Raw genomic sequence first — 18,323 nt, 5'->3', positions numbered from 1 at the left:
TCAGATATCGAGTTCCAGTTCCTTTTCGCGCTCCAGGTAAAGGCGTTGCTGGTCGGTGACGTAGTCGCGCACGATCGGGGCCGCGTCGCGCTTGCGTGAGAGCTGCAGATGGAAGACCATCTGGCTGCCGGCGCGGAACATCATCTCGCAGCTGATCAGATAGAATTCCCACATGCGGGCAAAGCGCTCGTCATACATCGCCACCACTTCGGCGCGGTTGGCCTCGAACCGCTGGACCCAGTGGGCAAGCGTCGTCGCGTAATGGACCCGCAACACCTCGATATCGGTGACCCAAAGGCTATTCTGCTCCACGACCTCCAGGACTTCCGACAGCGCCGGCGAATAGCCGCCTGGAAAGATGTACTTGCGCAGCCAGGGGCTGGTGGTGCCGGGCGGGCTCATATGGCCGATCGAATGGATGACGGCGACGCCGTCATCGGGCATCAGCGCATTCAGCTTCTTGAAAAACTCGTCATAGTGCTGGACGCCGACATGCTCGAACATGCCGACCGAGACGATGCGGTCGAATTTTTCCGTGACGTCGCGGTAATCCTTCAGCTCGAAACGGACGCGGCCCGACAACCCTGCGTCGGCAGCGCGTTTCGTGGCCAGAGCATGCTGCTCCTTCGACAGGGTCACACCGACCACTTCGACCTCTTCAAGCCGTGCCAGATAGAGCGCCAGGTCGCCCCAGCCGCAGCCGATGTCGAGGATCTTCATGCCAGGCTTGAGGTTGAGCTTTGCAGCCAGCAGCCGCAGCTTGTTGCGCTGGGCCTGTTCTAGTGTCTCGTCCGGCTCGCGGAAATAGGCGCAGGAATAGAGCATGTTGTCGTCGAGGAAGAGTTTATAGAAGTCATTGCCGAGATCGTAGTGATGCGCGACATTCTGCTGTGCCTCGCCCTTGCGGTTGGATTGCAGGCGCTTGCGGAAGCGCATGCGCACGGCGCGGATGACTTTCTGGATCGGATATTTGCCGAGTGACAGACGGTTTATCGAAAACAGCGTGAGGAAATCGCGCAACGTCGATCCGTCCTCGAAGCGCATGGTGCCATCCATATAGGCTTCTCCGGCAACCAGCTCGGCCTTGAACACCAGACTGCGGTAGAGCGCCGGGTCGGTCAGCCGCATGGTGACCTCAGGACCGGGTTCGCCGCCGCCGAAGACGTGGCGTTTTCCTTCTGCATCGATGACGGTGAGTTGGCCCTTGCGGATGAACGATTTCAGCATATGCGACAGCAGAAACATATACACCTCATAGCGGCTTTGCCGGTTGAGTGATCATGGTAACGCAATTGCGCGCGGCTGCACCTGAAATTGTGAGGGTGAGGTTCGGTCAAAAATAGAATGCCAGCGCAATGAAGGTTGCGCTGGCATCGAATGTCAGAAATCTTGCTCGACCTACGGCTTTGCTCAGAATTCTTCCCAGTTGTCGCTGCTGCTGGAAGCTGGCGTGCTCGATCCGCCGCCGAACGCCTTGGCAAGATTGCCGACCATTTTGCGGGCCGGCGAGGCGACCGGGCGGGCTGATGTTTCGACCGGACGCGGCGCCGTCACCCGGGCAATCGGCGCGGCAGGTCGGATCGGCGATGTGTTGTAGACCGGAGCAACCGGGCGAGGTGCGGCAGCAAACCGGCCGCCTTCGGCCATGCGGAACTGGCCGATGAGGCCTGCAAGGTTCTGGGCACTGTCGGCGAGACGATGCGTGACGGCCGTCGTCTCTTCGGCCATGGCCGCATTCTTCTGGGTGAACTGGTCCATCTGGTTGACCGAGCTGTTGATCTCGCCGAGTGCCGTGGACTGCTCGCGGGCGGCCAGTGCGATTGCCGCGATGTGGCTGTTGATATGGGTGACCTGCTGGGAGATTTCGCCCAGCGCCTTGCCGGTCTCGCGCACCAGCGACACACCGCCAGCAACTGCGACGCCGGACTTGGTGATCAGCGCCTTGATGTCCTTGGCCGCATTGGCAGACCGCTGGGCCAATTCACGGACTTCCTGGGCAACGACGGCAAAACCCTTGCCGGCTTCACCGGCACGTGCGGCTTCAACACCGGCATTCAGTGCGAGCAGGTTGGTCTGGAAGGCGATCTCGTCGATGACGTTGATGATCTTCGAAATTTCGCTCGACGCCTGTTCGATATGGCCCATGGCATCGATGGCATCGGAAACGACCTTGCTGGAGGTTTCCGTGCTCGCCTGCGCACGGCGGGCAATGTCGGCGGCTTCGTCTGCCTTGGCCGAGGAACCGCGCACGGTGGTGGTGATTTCCTCGAGCGCTGCCGAAGTCTCTTCCAGGGAGGCTGCCTGCTGCTCGGTACGCTTCGACAGGTCGTCCGTCGCCGAGCGCATCTCTGCCGAGCTTGCCTCGATCCCGGATGTTTCGTCACGCAACTGGCCGAGTGTCGAGGACAGCTTCTCGATCGAAGCGTTGAAGTCGAGGCGAACCTTGTCGAGATCGCCCGGGAACGCCTGGTTGATGCGCACCGTCAGGTCGCCGTCGCTGAGCTTGTTCAGACAGCCGGCCAGAACATCGACGGCCTGCTGGACGGCGCGTGTGTCTTCGGCCTTGGCCACTTCCCGTTCGATGCGCTCACGTTCGCCGGCGGCGGCTGCCTCTGCGGCCTGACGCTCGATCTCGATCTTCTGGATGGCGCTTTCGCGGAACACGTCCAATGAGTTGGCGAGCGCGCCAATCTCGTTGTTGAGTTCCTTGTGGGGTACGTCCGTGTCGAGATGACCGCTGGCCAGCTTATTGGCAACAGCGGTCAGGCGCGGCAAGGCGCCGACGATCTGGCGGACAAAAAGGGCGATGAGGGCGGCGGCAACGATCAGGACGATCAGTGCTGTCGTGCCGATGGCATACGCCATGTCGCTCGCCATGCTGTTGATGTCAGCGGAACGAACGCCTGCATAGAGAATGCCGACTACATCGCCAGCCGGGGAGAAGAGAGGCTGGTAGATCGTGTAGTAGGGGACTTCGAGAATAACGGCTTCGCCGCGATACACTTCGCCCTTGGTCAGGAAGGGATAGACAGCGCCGGCCTGGCCGAGCGCCGTGCCGACGGCGCGCGTACCGTCCGGCTTGATGATATTGGTCGTGCGGCGCCAAAAGTCCTTGCTTTCGGCATCCCAGGCAAAGATCGTCGCGGTCTGGCCGGTCATGCGGCCGATCGAGTCGATCATGCCGTGGTCGGCGAATTCCTTGGGAATGCTCTCGATGACGATGCGCTCGACATTGCCGTCCTTGCCCCAGGTGACTTTGGTGCCGGGCAGATCGCGTTCGACGATCGTTGCCGCCGTCCGCAGGCTGGTATCCTGGCTGGAAATAGCCTGCTGCTGGATGCGTCCCGCGATCCCGTTGGAGATGACCCATGAGACGGCGCCAAGTGCCGCGACCAGGATCATTACTGTCGTCAAGGTGATTGTTTTCGTAATGCCGAAGCGCGAGAAGATGGTCATAAGAACTTTGCCCCTTAGGTAACTCCCAGGCGGCATTCTATTCGCTACGGGTTAAGCGTTGGTTTGTTTGGGGAATTTTGTGCGATATTGATCAATTATAATTTAGCACATTCGACACCCCAAATTTAGTGAGGCAGATGGGCAGGGGGCGGAATGAACAAACGTGATTTGAAAGCAAAGCTGCGGGCCGAACGACTGGGCGCGCGGGACCTTATCCCAGCCGAACTCCGTCTTGAACATAGTCTGACAATGGTCGACCACGCTGCCGACCGCATAGAATTCGAACCCGGCACGATCGTTTCCGGATTTTTTCCGATCCGCTCCGAAGTCGACATCCGGCCGCTGATGGCGCGGCTGAAAGAGCGGGGTGCGCGGCTCTGTGTTCCCGTCGTGCTGGATCGCCAGACGATTGCCTTTCGCGAGCTGATTGCCGGTGCCGAACTGGTGGATACCGGTTTCGGCACACGCGGTCCCGGGCCCGATGCTACCGTGCTCGACCCGGAAATTCTGCTCGTGCCGCTGTCGGCATTCGACCGTCAAGGCCATCGGATCGGCTACGGCGCCGGGCATTACGACCGCGCAATTGCACGATTACATCAAAAAGGACTCGATCCACGGCTGATCGGCATTGCATTCGACTGTCAGGAGGTGGCAGAAGTGCCGGCTGAAGCGCATGACGTCCGGCTGGAAGCCATTTTGACCGAAAGCGGCCTCAGAACCTTTTCGGCGCCATAGGACGACACGATGCGACTGCTTTTTCTGGGTGACATGGTTGGCAAGACGGGACGCACCGCAGTTTGGGAGCGTCTGCCCGGTCTGATCTCCGACCTGAAACTCGATTTTGTCATTGTCAACGGCGAGAATGCCGCGGGTGGTTTCGGCATTACCGAAGATATCTATCTCGAGACGATCAATGCCGGGGCCGATGTGGTCACCACGGGCAACCATGTCTGGGACCAGAAGGAAGCCGTGAGCTTTTGCACACGGCACGACCAGTTCCTGCGCCCAGCGAACTATCCGGCCGGCACGCCGGGCAAGGGCTCCGGGCTGTTTTATGCCCGCAACGGTGCACGGGTGCTTGTGGCCAACATCATGGGCCGAGTGTTCATGCATCCGGAACTCGACGATCCTTTCAAGTCGGCGGAAACGATCCTTGCTGCATGCCCGTTGAAGGAACAGGCCGACGTCATCGTTTTCGACTTCCATGCGGAGGCGACCAGCGAGAAGCAGTGCTTCGGCCATTTCGTCGACGGAAGGGCCAGCTTCGTCGTCGGTACCCATACGCATGTGCCGACTGCCGACCACCAGATCCTCAACGGCGGAACGGCTTATATGTCGGATGCCGGCATGTGCGGCGATTACGACTCGTCGCTCGGCATGGAGAAGGAAGAGCCACTCAACCGCTTCATCTCGAAAATGCCGAAAGGTCGTTTCGAGGCGGCCAGTGGACCGGCAACCATCTGCGGTGTCGGAGTCGAGATTTCGGATGCGACGGGTCTTGCCGAAAAGATTGCGCCGCTCCGGCTCGGGCCACGCCTTGCCGAGACCATTCCGCATTTCTGGGCCTGACAGTCTTCCAACCCCGATAACGCCATTGTGACGCCCGTGCGGGCGCGTTGCGCTTTACCTGCCAGCGCGCCTGAACCATTCTCGCGTGCGGTGAAGACGGCGCGGGAGCGGCATGATGCTGAGACTGGTCTTATCGGCTTTGGCTTTCACGATGATGGCGGCGGGCGGCTTCGCCCAGGATGCGCGGCCGCAGGTCAGCCAGTGCCAACTGATTGCCGAAAATCTCCCGGATGTGACATTCGCCAGCTACAAGCCACCGGCCGCCCAGAGGGGGCAGGCGGTGTCGGGGCTGCAGCGCGCACAGTTTCAGGAAGATGTAACGATCACCTATCTCGGACATTCAACGTTTCAGGTCGATACGCCGGGTGGCATCTCCATCGCGACCGACTTTAACGGCTGGCTGCGCAGCGCGCGTCTGCCGGATGTCGTGACGATGAACAAGGCGCATTCGAGCCACTACACCCGGTCGCCCGATCCCGGCATCGCCACCGTATTGCATGGATGGAACGATGCGGCCCCTGGCGAGAAAGCCGATCACAAGCTGGTTGTCGGTGATGCCTATATTCGCAATGTTCCAACCGACATTCGTAGTTGGGGTGGCGCGTTCGAGCCAAACGGCAATTCGATCTTCATCTTCGAAGTGGCGGGACTCTGCATCGGCCACCTGGGCCATCTGCATCACGAACTGACCGATGCACATTATGCAGAGATCGGCCGGCTCGATATCGTCATGGTGCCCGTCGATGGCGGATTGACCATGGGTGCCGACAGCATGAGCCGGACGATCAAAAGGCTGCGGTCGGCGCTGATCCTGCCGATGCATCGGCGCGGGCCACCGATCGAAACCTTCCTGTCGATGTTCGACGCAAGTTTCGACAGCGAAATTTCCCAGAACCGCGGCGTGACGGTGTCGATGCGGACACTGCCGAAGAAGCCGCTGATCCTGGTCCTGCAGGGCGTTTGAGATCAGGCGAAGCGGATCTGCCGGTGGACGCCGACATCCGGGGTCTTTTCCGGGTTGAGATTGGCCTTGGCGATCTCCCATCCGAACTTGAGGGTGCTGCCGGTCGAGGCCCAGATCTCGCCATCGTCCAAGGAGAACGACAGCATGGTGAGCGTCGGGTCGGATTTTCCGCTCTCATACCAGGCTTCGACGACCGCGTTCCAGTATTCACTGATCTTTTCCGGGTCGTGCACCTGAGTGAGACGACCGGAAAGGCAGGCATGATAGTCGTGGTTCTTGCCGACAACGCAGAAGTGGCCGCGGCTGCCGGGACGCAGCGCCTTGACCAGTTCGGAATCAGTCTTGGTGTAGAACCAGATGGTATGGGTCTGGCGATCGACGAACGGAGCCATCGGCTGCATATGCATTTCGGAACCGACTAGGCCCAGCATGCCAGCGTGAATATCGTTGATCTCATCCCAGAGCTGTTCGACCGGGGTTTCGCGGGCTTCTGTGAAGCTGGCCATGTAATATCTCCTCGTTGGACGGTTCGAGGAAGGCAACGAATGGATGACGGTGTTGTTCCCCGAGAAGAGCCGGCCTTAGACTTCATTTTTCTTGAACCAGACGGGGTTCGCCCTTATAAGGCGGCCATTCCCAACATTAGACCTGATCAGGGGTGCCATGGCTGGCCATTCACAGTTTAAAAACATCATGCACCGCAAGGGCAAGCAGGACGGCATTCGTTCGAAGATGTTCTCCAAGCTCGCGCGCGAAATCACCGTTGCGGCCAAGGTTGGCCTTCCCGACCCGACGATGAACGCTGCGCTTCGCCTGGCCGTCCAGAACGCCAAGGCGCAGTCGATGCCGAAAGACAATATCGACCGCGCCATCAAGAAGGCATCGGGCGCCGATGCCGAGACCTATGATGCGATCCGGTACGAAGGGTATGGCCCGGGCGGCACGGCGATCATCGTCGAAGCACTGACCGACAACCGCAACCGTACCGCCTCCAGCGTGCGTTCGACCTTTACCAAGGCGGGTGGCGCGCTCGGCGAAACCGGCTCGGTCTCCTTCTCCTTCGATCACGTCGGCGAAATCACCTATAAGGCTTCTGCCGGCGATGCCGACAAGGTCATGGAAGCGGCGATCGAGGCCGGCGCGGAAGACGTCGTGTCCGATGAAGATGGCCACACCATCTACTGCGCCTTCGAAGACATGAACGAAGTCTCCAAGGCACTGGAAGCGGTTCTCGGCGAAGCCGAAACCGTCAAGGCGATCTGGAAGGCACAGAACACGATCGAGGTTGACGAAGAAAAGGCAATGTCGCTGATGAAGCTGATCGGCACGCTGGAAGACGATGACGACGTGCAGAACGTCTATTCGAACTTCGAAGTGTCGGACGAAGTCATGGCCAAGCTGTCGGCCTGATCGTTATGCGCCATCAAAGGAAAAGCCCGGTTGCAGTTCGCAATCGGGCTTTTTTTTGGTCGAGCACTCAGGACTTTTCTTTCCGCGCACTGAGCCGCTGAGAGAGTTCGTCGAGTTTGTCTTCAATCCTGCGCAGGCCGCTTTTCAGCCCCGTCTGCAGATGGGCGATACCGCCGCCGAGTTCCATTTTGATGGTGATTTCAAGATCGTCGCGCAGTTCGCCGCTGCGACGTTCCACCCGCTTCATATAGTCATAGCTTTGCAGGTACAGCGAGCGGATTTCTCCGACGTCTTTTTTGAGCATCTTCAGCTCATCATTGGTTTTCTGGCCAAGCCTGGCCAGAAAGCTCAGATCGACAGTATCTTGGGCCATCCGTTGCAACCTCTTTGCAAGAGAATAACGCCAAGTTGTGTTGAACGCAAACGGGTGACTAAACGCAGCTTTGGCCCGCTCTCCTGTCAGGCGGCCGCGCTTTTGACACCCGCGATGACGTCCACCAAGCCGTTGACGATGCGCTCGACCTGTTCGCGATCGTCGCCCTCGGCCATGACGCGGATCAGCGGCTCGGTGCCGGAGGGGCGGATGACCAGACGGCCGGACTTGGCCAGTTCGCTCTCGGCGTCGGCGATCGCCTGCTTGACGGTCGTGTCCTCGAGCGGCTTGCCGCCGGAGAAGCGGACGTTGCGCAGCAGCTGCGGCACCGGCTCGAAGCGATGGCAGATCTCGCTGACGGTCTTGCCGGTGCGCTTGACGCAGGAGAGGATCTGCAGGGCCGCAACCAGGCCGTCGCCGGTGGTGCCGAAGTCCGACATGACGAGGTGGCCCGATTGCTCGCCACCGACGTTGAAGCCGTGCTGGCGCATGTGCTCAACGACATAGCGGTCGCCGACTTTCGTGCGGGCGAGCGTCAGGCCCTTGTCGCCGAGGAAGCGCTCGAGGCCGAGATTGGACATGACGGTCGCGACGATGCCGCCGCCGGTCAGCGTCTGGTCCTCGGCCCAGCTTTCGGCGATCACGGCCATCAATTGGTCGCCATCGATCACGGTGCCGTTTTCATCGACGATGATGACACGGTCTGCGTCGCCGTCCAGTGCGATGCCGATATCGGCGCGTACTTCATGGACCTTCTTCTGCAGGGCTTCCGGATGGGTCGAGCCGCAGTTGAGGTTGATGTTGGTGCCGGTCGGTTCGTTGCCGATGGTGATGACCTCGGCGCCCAGTTCCCAGAGCGCCGAAGGGGCGACCTTGTAGGCGGCGCCGTTGGCGCAGTCGATGGCGACGCGAAGTCCCTGCAGCGTGACGTCACGCGGCATGGTGCGCTTGGCAAATTCGATATAGCGGTCATGGGCGCCATCAATGCGCTTGGCGCGGCCGATGTCGCTGGCTGAGGCGAGCTGGCTGTAGAGATCCTTCTCCAGCAGTTCCTCGATCTGCGCCTCGATCTCGTCGGACAGCTTGTAGCCGTCCGGGCCGAAGAGCTTGATGCCATTGTCGGCGAAAGGATTGTGCGAAGCCGAGATCATCACGCCGAGATCGCAACGCAGCGAACGGGTCAGCATGGCGACGGCGGGCGTCGGGATCGGGCCGAGAACGAAGGCGTCCAGGCCGGCGGCGGTGAAGCCTGCGACCATGGCGTTTTCCAGCATATAACCGGAAAGGCGCGTATCCTTGCCGATCACCACACGGTGACGATGGCCGCCGCGGCGGAAAATCGTGCCGGCTGCAATGCCGACGCGCATGGCAAGGTCAGGTGTCATCGGGAAGCGGTTCGACTGTCCGCGAATGCCGTCCGTGCCGAAATAACGACGTGTCATATGTCTATCCCTAGATCCAGGTTGGCTGCTCGCCGTTCTGCGGTCTCGACGCGATGGGAGATTCGTCAAGACTGCGAGTGGCCTGCTCATGCCATAGTTCGTGCCGAAGAACACATAAATTAGCGCAAAAATTGATTACATCCCGTTACCAGACAGCAGAAAGGCCATCTCGCGGAGATGGCCTTTCCAATGCATTCAACGGGTCGGGACTTAGTGCGGCTGAGGTTCCAGGCCACTTTCAGGTTCGCCGCCCTTGGGCAGGTCCTTCTTGCCGGTCGAGGGAACAGCCGAGCCGCGGGCCGGGCCATCCTCGCCGCTGTCGCGGGTTGGTTTCTGGCCCTTGATCAGACCCTTGATCTCTTCGCCCGAGAGGGTTTCATACTCAAGCAGACCCTCGGCGATGGCGACGAATTCGTCGTGCTTTTCGGTCAGGATCGTGCGGGCCTGGGTATAGGCCTCGTCGATCAGGCGGCGCACTTCGGTGTCGATCTTCTGCGCGGTCGATTCCGAGACGTTCTTCGATTGCGAAACCGAATGGCCGAGGAAGACTTCCTGCTGGTTTTCACCGTAAGCGACCTGGCCGAGCACGTCGGAGAAGCCCCACTGGGTGACCATGGCGCGAGCAAGCTTGGTGGCCTGCTCGATGTCCGAAGACGCGCCGGAGGTGATGTTCTCCTTGCCGAAGGTGAGTTCTTCCGCCACGCGGCCGCCCATCATGATGCAGAGGCGCGAGACCATCCACTTGTAGCTCATCGAGTAGCGGTCGCCCTCGGGAAGCTGCATGACCATGCCGAGTGCACGGCCACGCGGAATGATGGTCGCCTTGTGCAACGGATCGGCAACCGCGACATGAAGTGCGGTGATCGCATGACCGGCTTCGTGGTAGGCGGTCAGCTTCTTTTCGGCTTCGGTCATGGCGGACGAGCGGCGCTCGGCGCCCATCATGATCTTGTCCTTGGCATCTTCGAACTCGGCCATGGTGACGACGCGCTTGTTGCGGCGGGCGGCCATCAGGGCTGCTTCGTTGACGAGGTTCATCAGGTCGGCACCGGAGAAGCCGGGCGTGCCGCGGGCGAGAACCTTGAGATCGACATTCGGCGCGAGCGGAACGTTGCGGGCATGCACCTTGAGGATGCGTTCGCGACCGACGATATCCGGGTTCGGCACCACAACCTGACGGTCGAAACGGCCCGGACGCAGAAGAGCGGGGTCGAGAACGTCGGGACGGTTGGTGGCCGCAATCAGTATGACGCCTTCATTGGCCTCAAAGCCATCCATCTCGACCAGCAACTGGTTCAACGTCTGCTCGCGCTCATCGTTGCCACCGCCAAGGCCTGCACCACGATGGCGGCCGACGGCGTCGATTTCGTCGATGAAGATGATGCAGGGTGCGTTCTTCTTCGCCTGTTCGAACATGTCGCGGACACGGCTTGCGCCGACGCCGACGAACATTTCGACGAAGTCGGAACCGGAGATGGTGAAGAAGGGTACATTGGCTTCGCCGGCGACCGAGCGGGCGAGCAGCGTTTTTCCCGTGCCCGGAGGGCCGACAAGCAGCACGCCGCGCGGGATCTTGCCGCCGAGACGCTGGAACTTCTGCGGATCGCGCAGGAATTCGACGATCTCCTCGAGATCCTGCTTGGCTTCGTCAACGCCTGCAACGTCGTCAAACGTCACACGGCCATGTGCCTCGGTCAGAAGCTTGGCCTTGGACTTGCCAAAACCCATGGCGCCACCGCGGCCACCGCCCTGCATCTGGCGCATGAAGAACAGCCAAACGCCGAGGATCAGCAGCATGGGGAGCAGCGTGCCGATATAGCTGAGGAAACCTGACGAGCCATCCGTTTCCGGACGGGCCACGATCATCACATTCTTCGACTGCAGCTTTTCGAGCAGGTTGTCGTCGATGACCGGCGCATAGGTCTGGAAGGCGGTGCCGTTCTCGGCATAAGTGCCCATCACGCGATTGCCGGTGACTGTCACGTCACGCACGCGGCCAGAATCCACTTCGCTCAGGAACTGCGAATAGGGTATCTCGCGCGAGCTGGATTGAGACGGCGACGTCTGGAACATGCTGAACAGTGCGATCAGCAAGAGGGCGATGATCGCCCACAGCGCGAAATTCCGAAAATTTGGGTTCATTGAACTCCCCGAACATGTCTTGCGGGAAGGAACCCCGCGATCTTACCCGCTAACATAGGATTGCGCCGGGCCGTTGCCAAGGCAAAGTGGCACCTGTGCATCGTTTTCCGTCAATAACTCTTAAATGGGGCAGGACAAGGTTGGGTCGCGGCCGAGGATCGCGGCGATGCGATCGGCAAGCGCGACGTCGAAGCTTGGCAGGAAGCGATCGAAAAGCGGCAGGTAGGGATGCGATTCGATATCGATGCCGGGTTTGGCAATTTGCCCGCTTTCCTCGCGGGTTTGCGGGAAAATTCCCGCCATGGCGGTCCTTGCCAGGCCGGGAAGGTCGGGCAAAACCGGTGATGTGGCCGCCGGCTCGACACGCAAGAGGCGCGCCGTGTGGTTGCGGATCTCGAAGCGTCCGTCCCAGACAATGGTCGCACCAGGGGGGAGGGGGAGCGGCAAAAGACCGCGGTTCTCGCGCAGCATGTAGATGCCATCCCGGCGCTTGATCACGAGACATCCCGATAGGGTCAGGGATCCGCCGGCTTGCATGGCAAGCAGTTGCATCAGTCTGTCCGTCGCCTTTGCCGCCGGACGGTGCGGTTTTCCGCCGAGGACTGCGGCAAGTGTTGCGATGCCGTGGCGGAGAATGTCTGTTGGCCCGGTGAGGGCGGCGGGCTCGAGCCTGATGACGGCGCCGGCAACCAGCGTTGCATGCCGGTCAAGCCAGCAGGCTGTATCCTGCGACAATGCCTTTCGCCGCAGTCCTGCCTCGGGACTAAATTCGATGGCGGGGATGTCCTGGCGAACGCGCACGCGTTCATAGCTCCGGTCGTCATTGCTCGGATCATCGATCCAAGGCTGGTCGCCGTGACGCAGGCTGTCGCGGATCTGTGCCCGCGATGTTTCAAGGAAGGGACGCAGGATCCAAATGCGCCGGTTGAAAAGGGTGGCGGGCGCCATGCCGGCGGCCCCGAGGTTTTCGTCGCCGGCGCGTGTTGCGCGCATCGCAACCGTCTCGATCTGGTCGTCGCGCGTGTGACCGGTGACGATGGCGTCGGCGCGCAGATCCCGCGCGATGTCGGCAAGCAATGCGTAACGTGCCTCGCGGGCTGCGGCGGGAATCCCGGTCTTGGGCTTTTCGCCGGTCCAGAGTCGGGTCTGATGGACGATGCCCAGCCTGGCACAGAGGTCGGCAGCCCATGCTGCTTCTCGGACCGAGGCCTGGCGTAGAGCATGGTCGATGGTGGCGGCGGACAGCGTATGGGCAAAACCGTGCAGGGCGATCGCGCGCTTGAGGGCGATCAGCAGTCCGGTCGAATCGCTGCCGCCGGAAAGCGCGATCAACAGGTGTGAAGGTTTGGAAAGGGAGGCGAGGAAGCGCTTGGCGGCCTCATCGGGAGAGTGGTCGGTCAGCACGGCGGTCGTCCGGGCTGGGCAGACATCAGCAGCTCAGGCGCTTCTGCTCGCTTGCGACCTTGGAGACGACGGCGCGCGACGCCTTCGGATAACGCTTGGGCACTTCGCGCAAGGTTGCGCAGGCCGTTTCGGTATTGTCGAGCGCTGCCAGCGACATGCCGAGCTTCAGCAGCATTTCAGGCGCCTTGGGCGAACTGCTGTAGGTCTGATGGGCGTTCAGAAATGTCTTGGCGGCTTCGTTGAAGTTGCCCTGGGAGTAAAGGGCTTCACCCAGCCAGAAATTGGCGTCGGCGATCTTCTTGCTGTTCGGGTAGCTGGAAATGAAGTCGCGGAACTCGTTTTCCGCCAAGCCATAGTCACCCGATAGCACATGGGCATAGGCAACCTGGTAGATGTCGTTCTCGGAACCCGATGCGGCAGTCTCGCTGACGGCCGGTGCCTGCTGGGTGGCTGGCGCCGTCGCGGTATCGACACCCGGCAGGGACGCGGAATTGTCGACGGCATCCGGATTGATCGTCGTATCGACCGGCAAGCCGTTGGTGTCGAGGTCGATCGAGCCGAGCTGCTGTTCCGGCTGGGCCGAGCCGGAAGTGTCGGCGGCAGCGCCGACATCCGGGGTCTGGGTGATGATTTCGGCGACGGAATCGCTTCCATTGCCGCCATCGACAGGGCGCTCAAGCGAGCCGCTTTTCTTGGTGCCGCCGTTTTCGAGATCCTGGAAGCGGAACTCGTTGTCTTCCTGGGCCTTGCGGATGGTTTCCTGCATCTGCAGAAGCTGGAAGCTCATCTCCTCGATGCGACCGTTGAGCGAGCGGATTTCTTCCTCAAGCTGCTGGACGCGAACCGACGGATCGCTGGACTGCGCAAGATGAACGCGTGCCTCGGGTTCGGCAGTCTTGGCCATCTTGGGCTGGACGAGCGAAAAGCCCGGCAGCTGGAAGGCGCTTGCGCTTCCTTGGGTCCCGGTCAGCGTGGCCGTCGCAAGCAATGCGGCCATCACAAGTTTGTTCATGTTCCTTATCCTGTTTTCGCGATGAGTTGCGCCGAACAGGCGCGCACAGGAGATTTTTCCAATTGCCTGCAAAAAGCAACCAAGTTCGGCCAAAGTAAGGAGAAAAGTAAAGGCGGCCGAGGCCGCCTTCACAAAGTCGTTGGAGCACCCTGGCTCGATTACATGCCAGCGCCGCCGAGAACGGTAACGGCGCGGCGGTTCTGCGACCAGCAGGAGATGTCGTCGCAAACGGCGACCGGACGTTCCTTGCCGTAGGAGATGGTCTTCATGCGCTGCGCCGGGATGCCGCGCGACGCGAGATAGTCGCGGGTCGAGGCGGCACGGCGTGCGCCGAGAGCCAGGTTATATTCGCGGGTGCCGCGTTCGTCGGCATGGCCTTCGATGGTGATGGCGTATTGCGGATACTTGGCCAGCCACTGGGCCTGACGGTCCAGCGTCTGCTGGGCATCGGCGCGGACCGAGGTCGAGTCGGTGTCGAAGAAGATACGATCGCCGACATTGACGGTGAAGTCCTGGGTCGAGCCCGGGGTCGAGGCACCGGCGCCGTTGGCACCGAGGCCGAGATCGCCGGCGCTGTTGGGCAGGTTCTTCTTATTGGCGCAGCCTGCAAGAGCGAGGGTCATCGCCAGAGCGACGATGGCCGGGTTGGTTGCAAGTTGCTGCAGGCGGCTCTTGGCCGGGGAATGAATGCGGCTCATCGCCGGTCTCCTTGAATTCTCTGTTAGGGTTGCCGGACGATAACCAATCTAGGTTAACCGGCTTCCAATAATCATGGTTAACGAACCGTTTAATCTGGCCCGCAAAGCGCCGGATTACAGCGCTTTATGGCAGGAAGGAGGCGCAAATGCGCCCTATTCGAGGAGCGGCGACCAGGCCGGGTCGGAGCCGAAAGCCGGGGTCTTGACCTGCTGTTCGTTATAGCCCGACAGGTCGATCGAATAGAGGGCCGGGCCGCCGGCACCCGAGTTCTGGCGGAAGAACATCAGGACGCGGCCGTTCGGAGCCCAGGTCGGGCCTTCGTTGTGGAAGCCGGTGGTGAGGATGCGCTCGCCGGAACCGTCCGTCTTCATCACGCCGATCGAGAACTTGCCGCCCGACTGCTTTGTGAAGGCGATCAGATCTCCGCGCGGCGACCAGACCGGGGTCGAATAGGAGCCATCGCCAAACGAGATGCGCTGCTGGCCGGAGCCGTCGGCATTCATCACATAGAGCTGCTGGCGGCCACCACGGTCGCTTTCAAAGGCGATGCGGGCGCCATCGGGCGAATAGGACGGCGATGTGTCGATAGCGGCCGTCGAGGTCAGGCGGGTCGTGGTGCGCGAGCGCAGGTCCATCGTGTAGATATTGGCATTGCCGTCCTGCTGCAGGCTCATGATGACACGCTGGCCATCCGGCGAGAAACGCGGTGAAAACGTCATGCCGGGGAAGTTGCCGACCACTTCGCGCTGGCCTGTCTCCAACTGGAGCAGGTAGACGCGCGGCTGGTCGCCCTCGAACGACATGTAGGTCACTTCCTGGCGGCTCGGCGAGAAGCGCGGCGTCAGGACGATATCCTTGGAGCCGGTCAGCATGCGGACGTTTTCGCCGTCCTGGTCCATGATCGCCAGCTGGCGTTTGCGGTCGGTCTTCGGGCCGCTTTCGGAGACGAACACGACGCGGGTATCGAAGTAGCCCTTTTCACCGGTGATGCGCTCATAGATCGCATCGGCGATGATATGGGCAACGCGACGCCAGTTTTCCGGCTGGGTGAAAAACTGCTGACCGGTCATCTGCTGGCCGGCAAACGTGTCCCACAGGCGGAATTCGGCGCGCAGGCGGCCATCGGCCTCCTTGCTGATCCGGCCGACGACGAGCGCCTCGGCATTGACGACCTTCCAATCCTCGAAGCGTGGCGGCTGGTCGGGATTGGAGATCTTCTCGATGAAGGCGGCGCGGCTGACCGGGGCGAACAGACCGGAGCGCTTCAGGTCGGCTTCGACCACCGCTGCAATCTTGGCGCCGATGCCATCGGTGGAGACGAAATCGGTGATCGCGATCGGCAGCGGCGAGACATTGCCGCGATTGATGTTGATTTCGACGGCGGCGTTTGCCGGGGCGGCGATGGTGCCTGCCATGCTGGCGACAACCATCAGAAGACGGAGGAGGTGGAATTTTTTCATTCTATCCAAGCCTTTCAGCTCTTACATCAGTTCGCTGGGGTCGAAATTGACGATGACTTCGGACCAGGCGTCAAATTTGTCCCTGGGCAGATTGGTGAAGGGGGCGGACTTGCGCACGGCGCGAACGGCGCCGCTCATCAGAACGCGTTGGGCTGTTTCGGAACCGCCGGTCGCCGTGGCTTCCGGATTGCCGACCAGGTTGCCGTCCTGGTCCAGCTGGAATCTTACCTGGATACGGACATCCTGGGCGTCGGCCATGCCGGGCGTGATCAGCCAGTTGTTCTGGATTGCGCCACGCAGGGCATCCATCTCGCTCTGGCTGAGCGTCGAGCCGCCGGTATTGGTCTTGCCGCCGAGCGCTGCCTGTTCGGTCGAGCGCTTGGCGCCGCCGCCTGCGGCATCCGTCTTGTTGAGAAGTGCTGCCACTTCGTCGGCATTGAAGTCGCTTTCCATCTGCGGCTTCGATTTGGCCGTTTCCTGGGACTTGGTGTCCTTCTTGGCCTCGGTCTTCGGCGGCGGCTTCTTTTCGACCGGCTTGGCCGTCTCGATCTTCGGACGCGCTGCCGGGACCGGCGCCTGTTCGGGCAGCGGGATCTCTTCGGCCTTGGCTTCTTCCGGCGGCGCTTCCTCGGCCGGCTTTTCTTCCGGCTGTGGCGGCGGGGCGGTTTCTTCCTTGACGACTTCCTTGACCTCGTTGGGTTTGGTGTCCTCAACGGGGGCAGGGGTCTCGACCTTTTCAGGGGCGGCCGCGACTTCCTGTTCGACCGGGCGCTGCGACGGTGTCGGCGGCGACTTCAGGTCGACCTGATTGTCGCCGAGATTTTCAGCTGGTTCGGCGATCGGCGGCTTCTTGGTCGGCACCGGTGCCGATTTCTCGGCGAGCGGCGCTTTCTTGTCGCCCTGCTGGATCTGGGTGAACTCCTCGATCGGCACGATGTCGACCGGGAGCGACTCCATGTTCATCACCTCGAGTTTTTCGGGCGAGCCAAGGGTCACCAGCGCTGCGGCGAGCGCCAGTCCGTGCAGAAACGTGGATGTGAAGAGGCTGCCCTTCATGACGTCCGATCAGTTCTGCTGTTCCTGCAAGGTCACAAGACCGATATTGGTGAAGCCGGCGGTCGAAATGCGCGCCATGACCTGCATGACGGTTCCGTAGGCGGCAGTCGTGTCTGCGCGCACGAAAATACGTTCCTTGTAGCCGGTCTTGGCAATCGCCTCGAGCTTCGGCACGACTTCCTCGATCGGGATCACCGTTTCCTGCAGGTAGATTTCGCCCTTGCCATTGACCGAAACGGTGATCGGCTGGGTGTCGGTGTTCATGGCCTGCGCCTGGGTTTGCGGCAGGTCGATCGGCACGCCGACGGTCATCATCGGGGCGGCAACCATGAAGATGATCAACAGCACGAGCATGACGTCGACCATCGGCGTCACGTTGATCTCGCTGACCAGTGCGCGCTTGCTGCCGCGGCGTCCGCGACGGCCACCGCCGCCACCTCCTGATCCGACTGACATACCCATGATGCGTCTCCGTTCGTCGATATCTTACTGTGCGGCCTGGCGAGGCTGCAGCTTTTCGTCGATCTGGCGCGAAAGGATGGCGGAGAACTCGTCGGCAAAACCTTCCATGCGGGCGGTCAGCTTGCCGGATTCTCCGGAGAATTTGTTGTAGGCGATGACCGCCGGGATAGCGGCGACAAGGCCGATGGCGGTGGCCAGCAGCGCCTCGGCGATACCGGGTGCCACCACGGCAAGGCTGGTGTTCTTTGAGCCGGCGATTGCCTGGAACGACGTCATGATGCCGATGACGGTGCCGAAAAGACCGATGAAGGGCGCGGCGGAACCAATGGTGGCGAGCGAAGAGAGACGGCCTTCGAGCGTTTCGCTCTCGCGGGCCATGGTCACGTCCATAGCGCGGTCGATACGCATCTGCAGGCCGATCGGCGAACGGGCGCCGCGCTCGAAACTCTTCTTCCACTCGCGCATGGCGGCTACGAACATGGCCGCAAGGCCGGTGTTGTTGCGTTCGGCAAGCGTGCGGTAGAGTTCTTCCAGCGACTGGCCGGACCAGAAAACCTGTTCGAACTGGTCGAACTGGCGACGGGCGCGGGCATAGCTCAGATATTTGTCAATGACGATTGCCCAGGTCCAGACCGAAGCCGCGATCAGGCCGAGCATGACCAGCTTGACGATAAGACCCGCCTGCATGAACAGAGCCCAGATGCTCACGTCATGGGCTGCCGCTGCCATTCCAACTTGTTCCATCGCCTTCAAATCCCCGAAATCCAAACGCCCGGCGGTTGACCGGGCGGTGAAAAAGCCGTGCTAGTGGAAGTTTGCGGTCGCCATCGCTGAACGCCTTACCCGCTTCAAGCTCCCAGATTGCCTTCTGGGC

17 protein-coding genes are annotated in these 18,323 nt (G+C 61.2%); 4 read left to right on the top strand and 13 right to left on the bottom strand.

Annotation, left to right across the window (positions count from 1 at the left end; translation table 11 throughout):
- Nucleotides 1-1,245 carry a cyclopropane-fatty-acyl-phospholipid synthase family protein gene (locus LQ231_RS16860; RefSeq protein WP_230172338.1) on the bottom strand — a complete coding sequence of 415 codons (1,245 nt, stop codon included), beginning with the start codon at nucleotides 1,243-1,245 and terminating at the stop codon, nucleotides 1-3.
- A gap of 165 nt (nucleotides 1,246-1,410) precedes the next feature.
- The gene (locus LQ231_RS16855; protein ID WP_230172336.1) at nucleotides 1,411-3,456 is read right to left on the bottom strand and encodes a methyl-accepting chemotaxis protein; all 2,046 of its coding nucleotides are present in this window, start codon (nucleotides 3,454-3,456) and stop codon (nucleotides 1,411-1,413) included.
- A 153-nt stretch (nucleotides 3,457-3,609) separates the two neighbouring features.
- Between LQ231_RS16855 and LQ231_RS16850 the strand changes: the two genes are divergently transcribed.
- The 3 genes from LQ231_RS16850 to LQ231_RS16840 all read left to right on the top strand — a co-directional run bounded on the left by LQ231_RS16850 (nucleotide 3,610) and on the right by LQ231_RS16840 (nucleotide 5,989).
- Nucleotides 3,610-4,191: a 5-formyltetrahydrofolate cyclo-ligase gene (locus LQ231_RS16850; protein ID WP_113142103.1), complete on the top strand. Its 582-nt coding sequence runs from the start codon at nucleotides 3,610-3,612 to the stop codon at nucleotides 4,189-4,191.
- A gap of 9 nt (nucleotides 4,192-4,200) precedes the next feature.
- Nucleotides 4,201-5,025, top strand: coding sequence for a TIGR00282 family metallophosphoesterase (locus LQ231_RS16845; protein WP_230172335.1), 825 nt, complete (start codon nucleotides 4,201-4,203; stop codon nucleotides 5,023-5,025).
- A 112-nt stretch (nucleotides 5,026-5,137) separates the two neighbouring features.
- Nucleotides 5,138-5,989 (top strand): MBL fold metallo-hydrolase, encoded by an 852-nt coding sequence (locus LQ231_RS16840; protein ID WP_230172334.1) that lies wholly within the window; start codon nucleotides 5,138-5,140, stop codon nucleotides 5,987-5,989.
- Nucleotides 5,990-5,991: 2 nt separating this feature from the next.
- Here the strand turns inward: LQ231_RS16840 and LQ231_RS16835 are convergent, their stop codons facing one another.
- On the bottom strand, nucleotides 5,992-6,495 hold the full coding sequence (locus tag LQ231_RS16835) for a pyridoxamine 5'-phosphate oxidase family protein (RefSeq protein ID WP_230172332.1): 504 nt from the start codon (nucleotides 6,493-6,495) through the stop codon (nucleotides 5,992-5,994).
- A gap of 157 nt (nucleotides 6,496-6,652) precedes the next feature.
- Here LQ231_RS16835 and LQ231_RS16830 point away from each other — a divergent pair, with 157 nt between their 5' ends.
- Complete coding sequence (locus LQ231_RS16830) at nucleotides 6,653-7,399, top strand: YebC/PmpR family DNA-binding transcriptional regulator (protein ID WP_113142099.1); 747 nt, start codon at nucleotides 6,653-6,655, stop codon at nucleotides 7,397-7,399.
- A gap of 67 nt (nucleotides 7,400-7,466) precedes the next feature.
- Here LQ231_RS16830 and LQ231_RS16825 read toward each other — a convergent pair whose 3' ends face one another.
- The 10 genes from LQ231_RS16825 to tolQ all read right to left on the bottom strand — a co-directional run bounded on the left by LQ231_RS16825 (nucleotide 7,467) and on the right by tolQ (nucleotide 18,193).
- Nucleotides 7,467-7,772, bottom strand: a complete 306-nt coding sequence (locus LQ231_RS16825; protein WP_230172330.1) for a hypothetical protein — start codon at nucleotides 7,770-7,772, stop codon at nucleotides 7,467-7,469.
- A gap of 86 nt (nucleotides 7,773-7,858) precedes the next feature.
- Entirely contained in the window at nucleotides 7,859-9,214 is a 1,356-nt protein-coding gene (glmM, locus tag LQ231_RS16820) for a phosphoglucosamine mutase (RefSeq protein WP_230172329.1), read from the bottom strand.
- A 210-nt stretch (nucleotides 9,215-9,424) separates the two neighbouring features.
- Nucleotides 9,425-11,356 carry an ATP-dependent zinc metalloprotease FtsH gene (ftsH, locus tag LQ231_RS16815; protein WP_113142096.1) on the bottom strand — a complete coding sequence of 644 codons (1,932 nt, stop codon included), beginning with the start codon at nucleotides 11,354-11,356 and terminating at the stop codon, nucleotides 9,425-9,427.
- Nucleotides 11,357-11,476: 120 nt separating this feature from the next.
- Nucleotides 11,477-12,760 (bottom strand): tRNA lysidine(34) synthetase TilS, encoded by a 1,284-nt coding sequence (tilS, locus tag LQ231_RS16810; protein WP_230172328.1) that lies wholly within the window; start codon nucleotides 12,758-12,760, stop codon nucleotides 11,477-11,479.
- Between the two features lie 25 nt (nucleotides 12,761-12,785).
- Nucleotides 12,786-13,772, bottom strand: coding sequence for a tol-pal system protein YbgF (gene ybgF, locus LQ231_RS16805; protein ID WP_230172327.1), 987 nt, complete (start codon nucleotides 13,770-13,772; stop codon nucleotides 12,786-12,788).
- Nucleotides 13,773-13,930: 158 nt separating this feature from the next.
- Complete coding sequence (gene pal / locus LQ231_RS16800) at nucleotides 13,931-14,470, bottom strand: peptidoglycan-associated lipoprotein Pal (protein ID WP_159950858.1); 540 nt, start codon at nucleotides 14,468-14,470, stop codon at nucleotides 13,931-13,933.
- A gap of 153 nt (nucleotides 14,471-14,623) precedes the next feature.
- Complete coding sequence (gene tolB / locus LQ231_RS16795; RefSeq protein ID WP_113142092.1) at nucleotides 14,624-15,931, bottom strand: Tol-Pal system beta propeller repeat protein TolB; 1,308 nt, start codon at nucleotides 15,929-15,931, stop codon at nucleotides 14,624-14,626.
- A gap of 21 nt (nucleotides 15,932-15,952) precedes the next feature.
- A complete protein-coding gene (locus LQ231_RS16790; protein WP_230172326.1) occupies nucleotides 15,953-16,987 on the bottom strand; it encodes a hypothetical protein in 1,035 nt (344 codons plus the stop codon).
- Nucleotides 16,988-16,996: 9 nt separating this feature from the next.
- Nucleotides 16,997-17,449: a protein TolR gene (gene tolR, locus LQ231_RS16785; protein ID WP_230172325.1), complete on the bottom strand. Its 453-nt coding sequence runs from the start codon at nucleotides 17,447-17,449 to the stop codon at nucleotides 16,997-16,999.
- 24 nt (nucleotides 17,450-17,473) lie between these two features.
- Nucleotides 17,474-18,193 (bottom strand): protein TolQ, encoded by a 720-nt coding sequence (gene tolQ / locus LQ231_RS16780; RefSeq protein WP_113142089.1) that lies wholly within the window; start codon nucleotides 18,191-18,193, stop codon nucleotides 17,474-17,476.
- Between the last annotated feature and the right edge of the window lie 130 nt (nucleotides 18,194-18,323).

Source organism: Rhizobium sp. CECT 9324 (assembly GCF_918741265.1).
Lineage (GTDB): Bacteria > Pseudomonadota > Alphaproteobacteria > Rhizobiales > Rhizobiaceae > Allorhizobium.
The sequence above is the reverse complement of the archived record's forward strand: the minus strand, read 5'-3'. Positions and strand labels throughout refer to the sequence as shown.

What these genes read in the sequence shown, in the direction of transcription:
- LQ231_RS16860 (WP_230172338.1), bottom strand. Translation starts at nt 1,245, where the DNA reads ATGTTTCTGCTGTCGCATATGCTGAAATCGTTCATCCGCAAGGGCCAA.
- LQ231_RS16855 (WP_230172336.1), bottom strand. Translation starts at nt 3,456, where the DNA reads ATGACCATCTTCTCGCGCTTCGGCATTACGAAAACAATCACCTTGACG.
- LQ231_RS16850 (WP_113142103.1), top strand. Translation starts at nt 3,610, where the DNA reads ATGAACAAACGTGATTTGAAAGCAAAGCTGCGGGCCGAACGACTGGGC.
- LQ231_RS16845 (WP_230172335.1), top strand. Translation starts at nt 4,201, where the DNA reads ATGCGACTGCTTTTTCTGGGTGACATGGTTGGCAAGACGGGACGCACC.
- LQ231_RS16840 (WP_230172334.1), top strand. Translation starts at nt 5,138, where the DNA reads ATGATGCTGAGACTGGTCTTATCGGCTTTGGCTTTCACGATGATGGCG.
- LQ231_RS16835 (WP_230172332.1), bottom strand. Translation starts at nt 6,495, where the DNA reads ATGGCCAGCTTCACAGAAGCCCGCGAAACCCCGGTCGAACAGCTCTGG.
- LQ231_RS16830 (WP_113142099.1), top strand. Translation starts at nt 6,653, where the DNA reads ATGGCTGGCCATTCACAGTTTAAAAACATCATGCACCGCAAGGGCAAG.
- LQ231_RS16825 (WP_230172330.1), bottom strand. Translation starts at nt 7,772, where the DNA reads ATGGCCCAAGATACTGTCGATCTGAGCTTTCTGGCCAGGCTTGGCCAG.
- glmM (WP_230172329.1), bottom strand. Translation starts at nt 9,214, where the DNA reads ATGACACGTCGTTATTTCGGCACGGACGGCATTCGCGGACAGTCGAAC.
- ftsH (WP_113142096.1), bottom strand. Translation starts at nt 11,356, where the DNA reads ATGAACCCAAATTTTCGGAATTTCGCGCTGTGGGCGATCATCGCCCTC.
- ybgF (WP_230172327.1), bottom strand. Translation starts at nt 13,772, where the DNA reads ATGAACAAACTTGTGATGGCCGCATTGCTTGCGACGGCCACGCTGACC.
- pal (WP_159950858.1), bottom strand. Translation starts at nt 14,470, where the DNA reads ATGAGCCGCATTCATTCCCCGGCCAAGAGCCGCCTGCAGCAACTTGCA.
- tolB (WP_113142092.1), bottom strand. Translation starts at nt 15,931, where the DNA reads ATGAAAAAATTCCACCTCCTCCGTCTTCTGATGGTTGTCGCCAGCATG.
- LQ231_RS16790 (WP_230172326.1), bottom strand. Translation starts at nt 16,987, where the DNA reads ATGAAGGGCAGCCTCTTCACATCCACGTTTCTGCACGGACTGGCGCTC.
- tolR (WP_230172325.1), bottom strand. Translation starts at nt 17,449, where the DNA reads ATGGGTATGTCAGTCGGATCAGGAGGTGGCGGCGGTGGCCGTCGCGGA.
- tolQ (WP_113142089.1), bottom strand. Translation starts at nt 18,193, where the DNA reads ATGGAACAAGTTGGAATGGCAGCGGCAGCCCATGACGTGAGCATCTGG.